Annotated in this window: 13 protein-coding genes; 6 read left to right on the top strand and 7 right to left on the bottom strand. The window is 44.6% G+C overall.

Annotated elements, in window-relative coordinates:
- Nucleotides 1–3: 3 nt before the first annotated feature.
- Complete coding sequence (locus FTV25_RS00195) at nucleotides 4–609, top strand: lipoprotein-34 precursor (NlpB) (protein WP_104426761.1); 606 nt, start codon at nucleotides 4–6, stop codon at nucleotides 607–609.
- A gap of 38 nt (nucleotides 610–647) precedes the next feature.
- A complete protein-coding gene (gene purC, locus FTV25_RS00190) occupies nucleotides 648–1,367 on the top strand; it encodes a phosphoribosylaminoimidazolesuccinocarboxamide synthase (RefSeq protein WP_004781395.1) in 720 nt (239 codons plus the stop codon).
- Between the two features lie 267 nt (nucleotides 1,368–1,634).
- Here the strand turns inward: purC and FTV25_RS00185 are convergent, their stop codons facing one another.
- The gene (locus FTV25_RS00185; RefSeq protein WP_180002564.1) at nucleotides 1,635–2,909 is read right to left on the bottom strand and encodes a replication-associated recombination protein A; all 1,275 of its coding nucleotides are present in this window, start codon (nucleotides 2,907–2,909) and stop codon (nucleotides 1,635–1,637) included.
- Between the two features lie 267 nt (nucleotides 2,910–3,176).
- Between FTV25_RS00185 and FTV25_RS00180 the strand changes: the two genes are divergently transcribed.
- Entirely contained in the window at nucleotides 3,177–5,309 is a 2,133-nt protein-coding gene (locus FTV25_RS00180; RefSeq protein ID WP_180002563.1) for a bifunctional diguanylate cyclase/phosphodiesterase, read from the top strand.
- Between the two features lie 43 nt (nucleotides 5,310–5,352).
- Here FTV25_RS00180 and FTV25_RS00175 read toward each other — a convergent pair whose 3' ends face one another.
- Entirely contained in the window at nucleotides 5,353–5,805 is a 453-nt protein-coding gene (locus FTV25_RS00175) for a YcgN family cysteine cluster protein (protein ID WP_004781392.1), read from the bottom strand.
- Between the two features lie 192 nt (nucleotides 5,806–5,997).
- On the opposite strand from FTV25_RS00175, the gene FTV25_RS00170 reads away from it, so the two are divergent.
- Nucleotides 5,998–6,156, top strand: a complete 159-nt coding sequence (locus FTV25_RS00170; RefSeq protein WP_004647174.1) for a DUF1328 domain-containing protein — start codon at nucleotides 5,998–6,000, stop codon at nucleotides 6,154–6,156.
- A gap of 84 nt (nucleotides 6,157–6,240) precedes the next feature.
- On the opposite strand, the gene murJ is transcribed toward FTV25_RS00170, so the two are convergent.
- A complete protein-coding gene (gene murJ / locus FTV25_RS00165) occupies nucleotides 6,241–7,791 on the bottom strand; it encodes a murein biosynthesis integral membrane protein MurJ (protein ID WP_171431246.1) in 1,551 nt (516 codons plus the stop codon).
- Between the two features lie 77 nt (nucleotides 7,792–7,868).
- Complete coding sequence (gene ampD, locus FTV25_RS00160) at nucleotides 7,869–8,441, bottom strand: 1,6-anhydro-N-acetylmuramyl-L-alanine amidase AmpD (RefSeq protein ID WP_180002562.1); 573 nt, start codon at nucleotides 8,439–8,441, stop codon at nucleotides 7,869–7,871.
- A 181-nt stretch (nucleotides 8,442–8,622) separates the two neighbouring features.
- On the opposite strand from ampD, the gene nadC reads away from it, so the two are divergent.
- Nucleotides 8,623–9,468: a carboxylating nicotinate-nucleotide diphosphorylase gene (gene nadC, locus FTV25_RS00155; protein WP_180002561.1), complete on the top strand. Its 846-nt coding sequence runs from the start codon at nucleotides 8,623–8,625 to the stop codon at nucleotides 9,466–9,468.
- Nucleotides 9,469–9,555: 87 nt separating this feature from the next.
- On the opposite strand, the gene FTV25_RS16020 is transcribed toward nadC, so the two are convergent.
- Entirely contained in the window at nucleotides 9,556–9,678 is a 123-nt protein-coding gene (locus tag FTV25_RS16020; RefSeq protein WP_005232802.1) for a hypothetical protein, read from the bottom strand.
- A gap of 149 nt (nucleotides 9,679–9,827) precedes the next feature.
- Entirely contained in the window at nucleotides 9,828–10,544 is a 717-nt protein-coding gene (gene rph / locus FTV25_RS00150; RefSeq protein WP_004781384.1) for a ribonuclease PH, read from the bottom strand.
- Nucleotides 10,545–10,738: 194 nt separating this feature from the next.
- On the opposite strand from rph, the gene FTV25_RS00145 reads away from it, so the two are divergent.
- Nucleotides 10,739–11,368, top strand: a complete 630-nt coding sequence (locus tag FTV25_RS00145) for a TetR family transcriptional regulator (RefSeq protein WP_180002560.1) — start codon at nucleotides 10,739–10,741, stop codon at nucleotides 11,366–11,368.
- A gap of 99 nt (nucleotides 11,369–11,467) precedes the next feature.
- Here FTV25_RS00145 and FTV25_RS00140 read toward each other — a convergent pair whose 3' ends face one another.
- Nucleotides 11,468–12,085, bottom strand: coding sequence for a thiol:disulfide interchange protein DsbA/DsbL (locus FTV25_RS00140; protein WP_004781380.1), 618 nt, complete (start codon nucleotides 12,083–12,085; stop codon nucleotides 11,468–11,470).
- Between the last annotated feature and the right edge of the window lie 202 nt (nucleotides 12,086–12,287).

The raw sequence follows: 12,287 nt of genomic DNA, 5'->3' as shown, positions 1-12,287 counted from the left end.
ATTATGCAATTACGTTTAGGACTTACCCTGGCACTTTCAGTATTCAGTTTAGCAGGTTGTAGTTCAATGGCCTTTAAAAACGGTACCTTGGACTATAAAGAAACAACCACGCTGCAACCATTACAATATCCTGAAGGGTCAATGGTTCGTCCTGCAACGCCTTTGTACCCTGCTCCGACAGTGGATCCGCTTGCCCTGGAAAATGCACCAAAACTTGAAAATCAGCGTGGTAACCGCTTTGCGATGCCACGCCCTACTGCACAGCCAGTAAATTCAACTCAAGCAGATGAAACTCAAGAAAATTTTTCAGGAAAGCCGCAATTAGTCACTGACGGAAATCAAAATCCGCTGCTCAAAATTGATGGAAATGCTGCTACAATATGGCAATACACTCTTGCCACGCTTAGCAGCCTTAACCATTCTATCGTTGGTCAAAATAAAGATCGTTATGAAGTAGCGATTCAGATCGATCAGCAAACCTATGTTTTAAGACTCTCTCCCGCAGGTTCGAGTAACACCCTGGCTGTGTTTAATCCCGATAACAGTTTTGCCGACCGCGAAAAAGCAGCAGAACTGTTAAACCAGATTTACCAAAATTGGCCAGCCTAGACATTTTCTAGGCATTTTTTTTTGTAGAAGGTTCCCTCATGTTAAAACAAACCTTGCTCTATACTGGTAAAGCGAAATCTGTCTATACCACGGACAGTGAAGACCACCTGATTTTAGTTTTTCGTGACGATGCGTCCGCATTCAATGGCGAAAAAATCGAACAACTGGATCGTAAAGGTAAGGTGAATAACCGTTTTAACGCCTTCATTATGGAAAAGCTGGCTGCTGCTGGTATTGAAACTCATTTTGAGAAACTGCTGACACCGACTGAAGTGCTGGTGAAAAAACTTAAAATGATTCCAGTAGAATGTGTGGTACGTAACTATGCTGCAGGTTCTTTATGCCGTCGTTTGGGTGTAGAAGAAGGTAAAGAGTTAACGCCTCCAACATTCGAATTGTTCTTCAAGGATGACGCGCTAGGCGATCCAATGGTGAACGAATCTCAAGCGATTGCTTTAGGTTGGGCGACTGCTGAACAACTGGCAAAAATGAAAGAACTGACTTACCAAGTGAACGATGTGCTTAAAGCATTATTCGAAGCGGGTAATATGCTTCTGGTTGACTTTAAACTTGAATTTGGTGTGTTCCACGACCGTATCGTATTGGGTGACGAATTCTCTCCAGACGGTTGCCGTCTATGGGATAAAGACACCAAGAAAAAACTGGATAAAGACCGTTTCCGTCAAGGCCTAGGCGGCGTGGTTGAAGCGTACGAAGAAGTTGCAGCACGTTTAGGTATCAATCTTGAAGATATCTAAGCACTAATAGTGCTTCAAAGAACCGGGTTAATAGCCCGGTTTTTTATTGTCTAATTTTATGATCGAAAAAATGAATTTTATTAATAAAAATGATCGTTTTTACATTATCCAATGCATGTCTTAATATTACTGCATCCCGGCAACATCCTCAGCAGATGCAATCCATCTGATGTTGCTGACCAGATTTATACCCTTACCCTCTAGGATGTATCTCCCCCAAGACATCCTATTTCAGCCCAATTCTCCTTGAATTGGGCTTTTTTTTGTTTACTGCTGCTGTTGTTCCTGCTGCCAGCGACGTTGTTGCAGACGTTCGCCTTCTACCTCACGCTTATTACGTGCCGATTCGTACAGTTTGGTGCCTTTCAGCTCAGGCGGCAGGTAATCTTGCAAAACAAAATGTTCCGGATAGTTATGCGGATACAGATAATTTACCCCATAGCCCTGCTCTTTCATCAACTTGGTCGGTGCATTACGCAAATGTAAAGGCACTGGTAAATTGGCCGTTTTTTCAGCCAGATCCATCGCCTTGTTAATCGCCAGATAGGTACTATTACTTTTGGCACTAGTCGCCAGGTAAACCGCACATTGTCCCAGAATAATCCGGCATTCCGGCATGCCAATCGCTTGAACTGAGCGGAAGCATTCGCCCGCCAGCAACAAGGCATTCGGATTGGAATTGCCAATATCTTCTGATGCTGCAATCAGCATACGGCGGGCAATAAAGACCGGATCTTCACCACCTTTGAGCATACGCGCCATCCAGTACAGGGCAGCATCCGGATCACTGCCACGAATCGACTTGATGAAGGCCGAAACCAGATCATAGTGCTGTTCGCCAGATTTGTCATAACGGGCAATATTCTGCTGTGCGACTTTGACCACAATCGCATTGGTAATGATATTTTCCTGGTCAGCCTCAAAGGTACTGGCAATCAGATCCAGCAAATTGAGGGCCTTACGCGCATCCCCAGCGGCAAACTGCAATAAGGCGTCAAATTCTTCAATCTGGATATAGCGTTCCTGCAGGAATTTGTCAGTCTGAATCGCCTGAGTCAGTAAAGTCTGAATCGCTTCATCACTCAGTGCATTCAAGGTATAAACCTGACAACGTGACAGCAAGGCACTGTTGACTTCAAAAGATGGATTTTCCGTCGTCGCACCAATCAAGGTAATTTTGCCTTTTTCGACGGCATTCAGCAGTGCATCCTGCTGGGATTTATTAAAACGGTGAATCTCGTCAATAAACACCACGGGCGTCAGCAGATCACCACTTTCTGCAATGACTTCACGCAACTCCTTCACACCAGTATTAAGTGCAGACAGGCTGATAAATGGCCGGTCCACCGCTTGGGCAAGTAGCAAGGCAATTGTGGTTTTACCTACTCCAGGTGGCCCCCAGAAGATAATCGATGGTAAATGCCCCTGGTCAATCATCTGACGTAGAGGTGCATTCTCTCCAAGCAAGTGATCCTGCCCGATAATTTCTGTAAGGTCGCGAGGCCGCAAGCGTTCTGGAAGCGGGATATGACTGTCTGGCATCTTATTATTGGCTCAAATTAAATTCTGCTTTCATTCTAACACCGGTAGTTTTGATTCCAATATTTCAAACATTTATGAGAAAAATTTAATTTATGTAAGAAAGCTCTATTTTTTTTACAATGAATGGATTAATCTTATGAAAAGTAGATAAATAGAACATGATTAATTACAGGTGAATAACCTTGTAAATTTCACATTGTCTCATATTAATTAGAATGGACTTGAGCAACTGATTGGATGCTCTTTGGGTGGTATCGGTGGGGATGCATGAAGCATAATAAATCTAGACGAACAACTGCAGAATGCGCTGAGTCGCTTATTTCAACCTCGATACAATCTTCTAATGAGCAACAGGCAAAATACAGATTATTACAGGATCTGATCAATGATGTGCCACATCCACTCTGGGTGCTGGGCAAAGATAATATTGAATATTTTAATCAGGCACTTTCGGATTATTTAGGCACCAATTTAAGTAAATATGGTCCTAAAGAATGGCAAAGCCTGATTCATGCAGATGATCAACCAGCGTTTTCTAAGCAATGGCATGCTGCCCTGAATCAGCAACAAGGCTTTAATACCCAGTGCCGGATTAAATCGGCTGATTCCAGCTACCGTATGTGTGCCTTGGCCATCAAGTTTCAGCATACCGCGGAACATCTGCTGCAATGGTCGGTATCACTGACAGACATCCATGAATATTTTGAGATTCAGCAACAACTGTCTCAGGTCATTTCTACCCAGAAAAACATGCTGGATGCCAGTGTCGACTGTATTAAAGTGATGTCTCCACAAGGCGAGATCCGTCATATCAATCAGTCAGCCTGTCATAAGTTAGGGATTGATCCTGAACAGCAGCCTGCCCCGCATTCATGGTTAAGCCTGTTACCAGCCGAGGTTAAAAAAACCGGACAACGCGCTTTAAAACAGGCTGCTCAAGGCTTAAATAGCCGTTTTGTAGAAAAAGCTCAGACGGAGAATGAGAACCCAGAATATTGGGATCATTTGCTGACTCCGGTATTGGACGAAAATAATATTCCCCAAAATATTCTGTGTGTTTCACGTAATATCAGTCAGCAAAAAATAGCCGAAAGCCGTTTAAAAGCCGTAATTCAGCGTGATGAGCTGACCGGACTGTATAACCGCAATGCTTTTTATAAGACCTTTAAACAGGTGCTGCTAAAAGCCAAGCAACAGCAAATGATGGTTGGCCTGCTCCTGATCGATCTGGACTATTTCCGGCATATCAATGACACCCTGAGTCATATTGCCGGAGATCATTTGTTGCATGTCTTGGGCAAGCGTTTTCAGGCCTGTTTTGGCTCCAACAATATAGTCGTTGCCCGTCTGGGCGGAGATGAGTTTGCCATTCTGGTCAAAAATTTGGAAAACGAAGCCCAGCTGATTAACACCGCACAACTGGCCTATGCTCAACTAGAACAACCAGTGAGTTATGTCGGCCATCGCATGAGTATCGGTATGAGTATTGGTTGTACCGTTTATCCGCGTGATGCCCAGAATAGTTCCAACCTGCTGAAATGTGCCGATATTGCCCTGAATGATCTGAAAAATAGTGGTCGTGGCGGGATTCGCATGTTTAATCAGGAGATGTTCCGGTCACTGGAAAACATGACCAAACAACTGACGCTGGCACGCAAGATTATTCATGCCGACCAGATCATTCCTTATTATCAGCCTAAGGTCCGTCTCTCCGATGGTGAGGTGATTGGTTTTGAGGCCTTATTGCGTTGGCAGGATCAGCAGCATCAGATCCAGTTACCCTCTCATATTTTTTCAGCGTTCCAGGACTATGACCTGGCTTCACGCATCAGTGAAACCATGCAGCTAAAAGTCTTTGAGGATATGAGCCGCTGGCAGGCCGAAGGTCTGGATATTCTGCCAATTTCAATCAATGCAGCTCCAGTTGAATTCCTGCGCGATGACTATGCTGAGAAATTTCTGGCTCGTCTGTCCCGATTCGATATTCCTGCGCATAAGGTTGAGCTGGAAATTACCGAGCAGAGCTTGTCTGAAGGCGGAGCCAATTATGTGATCCGGGCACTGAACCTGCTGAAAAAACATGGAATTCATATTTCTCTGGATGACTTCGGTACCGGTCATTCTTCCCTGACCCGTTTGCAGGAATATCCGGTCGACTGCATCAAGATTGATCGCAACTTTGTAGAACGCATGAACAATGATCCGTCTGCGCTGGCCATTGTCAAAGCCATTACCCAGATTGGTTCCAGTATTTCTCTGGATGTATTGGTCGAAGGCATTGAAAATACTGAACAACTGGACACGCTGATCAATTGTGATTGCCAGATCGGACAAGGTTTTTATTTTTATCGTCCTATGTCCGGGTCTTCAGCACAGCAACTGCTACAACAGGCAGCTTAATTTTTTTATTTAATCATTTGACGGGGTTGGATTGCGCTAATCATTAGCGCACCCAGCGCACGATATATTCATCAATTTCATCTTCATCAATATCGACTTCACTTAAGCAGCGACCAGCAGCGGATTTTTTGGCCTGAATCACGCTTTGTCGTGAACCCGTCTTCAGATAATGCCAGGATGGCAGGCTTTTCCCTTCAGCAACTCGGCGATAAGCACAGCTTGAGGGTAACCAGTGAATAGTGTCCAGTTTCTCAGGTGTCAGCTGGATACAATCCGGCACATATTGCAGCCGGTTCGGATAATCCGAACAGCGGGCAGTTTTGCAGTCCAGTAATTTGCAAGCCACTTTGGTATAGGCGACTTCGTGGGTGTCTTCATCTTCCAGCTTGATCAGGCAGCAAAGCCCACAACCGTCACAAAGCGCTTCCCATTCTTCTGGCGTCAGCTCAGTGAGACTATATTTTTTCCAGAAGTATGGACGTAAGGCATCAGACATAATCAAAACGGCTATGGTAAAAATCAGCTTATTATACCAAGTCTCAACAAAGGAAATGTAGGGACGTGAATCTTATTAATATCACGTAAACTATTGTTAAATCAGAGACAGTACATCAACAAAACACTAACAGTGCCCAAAATCGAATATTCCTATACTGGATTTGAGAATAAAAACACATGGAGAATTGATATGTTTCGCTGGGCTATTATTTTTGCTGTGATTGCCTTGATTGCCAGTCTACTTGGTTTCGGTGGAGTAGCAGGCTTATCTAAGGATTTCGCAATTATCTTATTGGTGATTGCCGTTATTCTTGCCATTGTTGGTTTCCTTTCTCGCGGCAAGGTCTAGCGACTGAGTTCTGCTTAAGGAAAAGTTTCCTACAGAAAAAACAAGAGCCATTTGGCTCTTGTTTTTTTATGCGCCCAAAATGAATTACGGTTTGATATGGCGTGGTCTGAAACCAGCAGCGACCAATGCGGCCAAATACGCCACGACTCCTACCACACATAAAATCAGCACTTCCAGTACACGCATCCACTGTGATACATCACCATTGTACCAGCTCAGTGCATAGGCCAAGGCTGCAATCATCACCACATTGGCAAACATGAATTGCATAAAGATTTTTTTCCAGTGTGCCCCAAAACGGAAAATATTGCGTTGATGCAGATAAAAATACAGCAGACCCGCATTGACCATGGCTGAACCGGTCGAAGCCAGTGCCAGTGCCATATGCTCCGCTTCCCAATGAATCAGCTTAAAGAAACCAATAAAGATCACGTTCAGAATCGCATTGGCTGCTACTGCCATTAAACCGACGCGTACCGGTGTACGAGTATCCTGCTGGGCATAGAAGCCGGGAGCAAAGACTTTAATCAGCATAAAAGCAATCACACCGCCACTCATACATTGCAATGCCAGCGCCGTCATCTGGGTATCTTCAAAAGTGAACTGTCCGCGTTCAAATAATGCCTGAATAATCGGTGTTGACAGCATGAACAAGGCAATACTGGCTGGTAGACCCACCAGCACGATGACTTTTGCTGCCCAATCCATCATACCGCGGAATTTTTCCGGATTCTTTTCCGTATGCTGTGTGGATAAAGACGGCAGAATCACGGTACCAATTGCCACGCCAATCAGACCCAATGGCAACTCGGTCATGCGTTCAGCACTATATAACCACGACACTGAACCGTCCTGCATGAAAGAAGCCCAAACCGTATTCAGTAACAGGTTAATCTGGGTGACAGATACACCAAACAAAGCGGGTAGCATCAGTTTCATGATGCGATCCACCCCTTCATGCTTGAAGTCCACTTTCGGTGGAATCAGCAGGTTTTTACGCCATAACTCTGGAATCTGGATTGCCAGCTGCAAAATCCCGGCAATGACGACGGCCCAACCTAGCGCCATAATCGGCTCTGCCATAAAAGGCGTGAGCCAGAGCGCACCGGCAATCATGGCAATATTCAATAAAACCGGAGCAAAGGCTGGCGTACTGAAAGAGCCATAACTGTTCAGAATACTGCTGGCAAAAGCCGTCAGTGACATAAACAGCAGGTAGGGAATGGTCAGGCGGAACATGTCTGTGGCCAGCGCAAACTTTGCTTCATCGCCATGAAACCCTGGCGCATAGATATACATGATCACCGGTGCGGCAATGATGGCAATCATGGTCAGGGTGGTCATGAAGGTAGCCAGACAGCCAAAGACCCGGCTGATCAGGATCTGCACTTCTGCATGGGTGCGACTGGTCTTATATTCAGTCAGTACCGGAATAAAGGCTTGGGAGAATGCCCCTTCTGCAAACAGTCGTCTGAAAAAGTTTGGAATACGAAATGCCACCACGAAGGTATCGAAATCTTTACCGGCACCGAATACATTCAGTAAAACCACATCCCGGACCAATCCCAGAACCCGCGACAACATGGTCATCGCACTGACAATTACGGTCGAACGCCAAAGCGCCATCCTATTCACCTAATAATTAATTTGGGCCTATTGTAATGAAACTTGCAAAAGAAGTTCATTGCTTAATCACATGACTTCCTGAAGGGTCATGGGTTCTTATAATGTTGTAACTGGGCACGAAAAGCACACCAGTCAAAATATGGTCCCGGATCGGTTTTACGTCCCGGTGCAATATCCGAATGTCCGGCAATATGCTGCTGCATTTTTGGATAATAGTCTTGCAAACAGGCGGTGACTTTGACCAAGGCATCATATTGTGCCTGTTCAAACGGCAGGTCATCACTGCCTTCCAGTTCAATCCCGATGGAATAATCATTACATTCTTTTTTGGCCAGATAGTTAGAACGACCGGCATGCCAGGCTCGGTCATTGAAATTCACAAACTGCAGTACTTCACCAGAACGCAAAATCAGCAGATGTGCAGATACCTGCATGCCTTCAATAGTCTGAAAATACGGATGCACTGACCAGTCCAGCTGATTCTGAAAAAACTGTTCAATATAGCCACCACCAAATTGTGACGGCGGCAGACTGATGTTATGGATCACCAGTAACTGGATGTCGGTATGTTCAGGCCGCTGATTAAAATTTGGAGAAGGGATCTGGCGCGCCCCGAGCAATTGCCCGTCCCGAATTTGAAACTCAGCTGCCTGTTGCATAAAACTGTCCTGTACAAAAATAAAATCTGCAATATCAGGATTGCAGCCGGCTTAATGCTAAAACTTTCATAGGCAAATCTCAATTCATCCCGGCAGACTGTATGAAAAATCGCTCATTTTAATGTAACGGTGTTAAGATAACGCACAATTTTTCACGGCTAAAAAAGATACGGAAATACTCATGAGCATATCTCAGGCTTTGCTAGAACAGTCGATTCAGATCAATATTCAACAGGCACTCTCCGAAGATATTGGCGATGGTGACATTACTGCCCTGCTGACTCCTGAAGATGAACAGGCGACTGCCACGATTATTAGCCGTGAAGCAATGGTTCTTGCTGGTCAGCCTTGGGTCAATGCTCTGATTCAGGCCTATGATCCGAGTGTAGAAGTGATCTGGCTAAAAAATGACGGCGATCATGTCGCTGCCAATGAAGCTTTTCTAAAACTGGCCGGTTCTGCACGTAGTCTGCTGACTGTAGAACGCCCTGCCCTGAACTTTGTACAGACGCTGTCTGCAGTTGCGACCAAGACGGCAAACTATGTCAAAGAGCTGGACGGTTTGAATACCAAGCTCTTAGATACCCGTAAGACGCTGCCAGGCTTACGTATTGCTCAAAAATATGCAGTCGCTATTGGTGGCGGTCAGAATCATCGTCTGGGCCTATTCGATGCTTTTCTAATTAAAGAAAATCATATTATGGCGGCTGGTGGCATTCGCCAGGCGATTGCCATGGCCCACCAGATTGCACCGGGTAAACCGGTTGAAGTAGAAGTTGAAACCTGGGATGAACTGAATCAGGCCCTAGAAGCCGAGGCTGATATCGTGATGCTGGATAATTTCAGTCAGCAGCAAATGATTGATGCGGTCAAACATGTGGCTGGTCGCTGTAAACTGGAAGCCTCAGGCAATATCACCATTGATAACTTACGTGAAGTGGCGAGTACAGGCGTAGACTATATTTCGATGGGCGTACTAACCAAAGATGTCAAAGCCATTGACCTGTCGATGCGTTTTAATGGTTAAAGTCTTATTATTAAAAAAGGGTGCCATAGCACCCTTTTTCTTATTCTCAAGGATATAAATCATAGAGGTTGAATGGCCTCTACTCTGTTAATTGGTATCACTTCCTCGTTCCATATTTGCACCATCGCGGTTTTCATCACGAGAATTCGAATCGCAGGCAGTTAAACCCAGCACAGCAAATACTGAAAATGCCATTAACCATATTTTCATGTTATACCCCTCTGAATGAGATTTGGTTAAAAGATCATCGCTTAAAACAGAGGTTACACAGTAGACAGATCCTGTTCATTTTTTGTCAGGCAATGTGTAGGTACAATAAAAAACGCATCCGAAGATGCGTTTTTTACAACTTGAAAAGCTTACCAGCCCAAAGCTTCTTGCTGTTTCTTGATCAGTTCCTGAATCCCTTTTTCAGCCATGGCCAGCATGTCATTGCATTGCTCACGGGTAAATGGCTTATCTTCAGCAGTACCTTGGATTTCAATAAATTCACCTGCCTGAGTCATCACGACATTCAAGTCAGTCTGACAGTTTGAATCTTCTTCATAGCAAAGATCCAGCAAGACTTCATCTTTAAAAATACCTACAGAAATGGCTGCTACCAGACCTTTAAGTGGGTCCTGTTTAATTTTCTTTTTCTCAAGCAATACGTTCATGGCATCAATCAATGCTACGGCTGCACCCGTAATTGATGCAGTACGGGTACCACCATCTGCCTGGATCACGTCACAGTCAATGGTAATGGTATTTTCACCAAGTTTTTTCAGGTCGACCATTGAACGTAGGCTACGACCGATCAGACGCTGGATTTCCTGAGTACGGCCACTTTGTTTGCCGCGAGCAGCTTCACGATCACTACGGGTATGTGTTGAACGTGGCAGCATGCCGTATTCTGCTGTTACCCAGCCTTGGCCCTGACCTTTCAGGAAACGTGGTACAGAGCTGTCCACACTGGCAGTACACAGCACTTTGGTATGACCAAATTCAACCAATACGGAACCTTCCGCATAACGTGTATAGTTACGGGTAATTTTCACTTCACGTAATTGATCTAATGCTCGTTGGTCGATACGCATAATAGGTCCTGCTGTTGACTAAAAATAATTGCGGCTCAGTATAACAGAAGCCTCCGCCAAGATTGGAACAGAGGACAGATCATTTACAAAATCACTGGACACGCCTTGCTTGTATAGATTTTTCAGTCCATTGGGGCTACTGCGATAGACAGGTGTTTTTTGCTAAACTGCAGATCTGCCGAAGGAAAATCCCTATGTCTTTACGTGAAGAACGCAAGCAACAAAGCCGTCAGGCCCTCCTCGATGCTACCTTGGCATTGAGCAGCCGTGGCCATGCCTTTAGCAGCATCAGCCTGCGCGAAATCACTCATGAAGTCGGACTAGTACCTGCCGCATTTTATCGACACTTTCAGAATATGGATCAGTTGGGACTAGAACTTCTGGATCAGGTTTCAATTCATCTCAAAGGTGTGCTGAATCAGTTAGGACCTGCAGATTTTTCTCTTGATGAGCTTTCAGCCAAGATCGAACTGTTTTTTCAGGCAGTTGATGCACATCCCGAAGCCTGGACATTTGTGAGTGCCGAACGTTGGGGCGGTTCTATCATTCTCAGACAAGGGATTGAGCGGGAAATTCATTATCTGACCCAAGATTTAAGGCATACCCTGGAACAGATTCCAGCCGTCCAGCAATCTCCTTCTCCAGCCGAATTAACCGCACTGGCACAGATCTTAGTTCCTCTCGCATTAAACTGGGCTATGGGCTGGATTCAGCTTCAGGCACAGCCTGATCCCGAACTGCGACAAACTCGGATAAATGACTTCAAAGCGCAAAGCCTAAAGCAGTTAGAACTGTTATTTCGTGGAATTTTATCTCAAACCTGAGGTCTCATCTGAGTGAAATCTATTTCACAATTCAATTTTATCCTGACATAAAAAAACCCGCATACAGCTGCGGGTTTTTAGATTCATGCAGATCTGGTGTTATTTAGCTTTACGCTCTTTTTCAACCAGATAATTCACCACTTGAACCACTTTGGCATCATCGCCCTGAACTACATACTTACCATTTACGGTTACCGCTGGTACGCCGCTTAACTGATAAGTCGCAGCCAGATTTTTGGCCTGTGCGATTTTTGAAGAAATCGGGAATGATTTATAAGTGGTATTAAATTTCGCTTCAGAAATACCATAACGGGTATAGAACTTGGCCAATTGAGCCTGCTCCAGAATTGGCTGTTTCTTCGCATGGATATCATGAAATAGCTGCAAATGCGCTTTTTGACGAACACCTAGAGCTTCAGACACATAATACGCACGAGCTGCCTGTTCCCATAGTGGATTCATCGCGGCTGGGGTACGCACGAAACGTACATCTTTAGGCAATTTTTTTAACCAGCTTTGCATGTGTGGTTCAAGAGAATAGCAGTGACCACAGCCATACCAGAAGAATTCACGGACTTCAATTTTCCCCGGCTTTTCAACTTTTACTGGATTCGCCAGGACTTGATAGTCTTGACCTGCTACAAAGTTGGCGGCCATTGCACTGCCAGAAAATGCCAAAACAGATGCGGCTACAGTGCCTAAAATAAATTTTTTCATTGGGATTATCGTCCTCTAAATCATTATGTCTAATTTATGGCTTCACTATAAAGTAATTATGCCGGTTTCGTTTTTATTCTGTGAACTTTTTTACAGCTTTTATCGCTTTTTTTTCCAGAATCGCTACACTAAACAAGTGTACTGATTTACAAGAAGTTAAATCTGTTTATACCGCCTCTGGGCGAACTTAAATTTTAAATAA

Source organism: Acinetobacter sp. YH12249 (assembly GCF_013417475.1).
Lineage (GTDB): Bacteria > Pseudomonadota > Gammaproteobacteria > Pseudomonadales > Moraxellaceae > Acinetobacter.
This window is presented reverse-complemented; position numbering and strand designations above follow the sequence as displayed.

What these genes read in the sequence shown, in the direction of transcription:
- FTV25_RS16020 (WP_005232802.1), bottom strand. Translation starts at nt 9,678, where the DNA reads ATGAAAATATGGTTAATGGCATTTTCAGTATTTGCTGTGCTGGGTTTA.
- nadC (WP_180002561.1), top strand. Translation starts at nt 8,623, where the DNA reads ATGAGCATATCTCAGGCTTTGCTAGAACAGTCGATTCAGATCAATATT.
- FTV25_RS00185 (WP_180002564.1), bottom strand. Translation starts at nt 2,909, where the DNA reads ATGCCAGACAGTCATATCCCGCTTCCAGAACGCTTGCGGCCTCGCGAC.
- FTV25_RS00175 (WP_004781392.1), bottom strand. Translation starts at nt 5,805, where the DNA reads ATGTCTGATGCCTTACGTCCATACTTCTGGAAAAAATATAGTCTCACT.
- FTV25_RS00180 (WP_180002563.1), top strand. Translation starts at nt 3,177, where the DNA reads ATGAAGCATAATAAATCTAGACGAACAACTGCAGAATGCGCTGAGTCG.
- FTV25_RS00140 (WP_004781380.1), bottom strand. Translation starts at nt 12,085, where the DNA reads ATGAAAAAATTTATTTTAGGCACTGTAGCCGCATCTGTTTTGGCATTT.
- purC (WP_004781395.1), top strand. Translation starts at nt 648, where the DNA reads ATGTTAAAACAAACCTTGCTCTATACTGGTAAAGCGAAATCTGTCTAT.
- FTV25_RS00195 (WP_104426761.1), top strand. Translation starts at nt 4, where the DNA reads ATGCAATTACGTTTAGGACTTACCCTGGCACTTTCAGTATTCAGTTTA.
- FTV25_RS00145 (WP_180002560.1), top strand. Translation starts at nt 10,739, where the DNA reads ATGTCTTTACGTGAAGAACGCAAGCAACAAAGCCGTCAGGCCCTCCTC.
- FTV25_RS00170 (WP_004647174.1), top strand. Translation starts at nt 5,998, where the DNA reads ATGTTTCGCTGGGCTATTATTTTTGCTGTGATTGCCTTGATTGCCAGT.
- rph (WP_004781384.1), bottom strand. Translation starts at nt 10,544, where the DNA reads ATGCGTATCGACCAACGAGCATTAGATCAATTACGTGAAGTGAAAATT.
- ampD (WP_180002562.1), bottom strand. Translation starts at nt 8,441, where the DNA reads ATGCAACAGGCAGCTGAGTTTCAAATTCGGGACGGGCAATTGCTCGGG.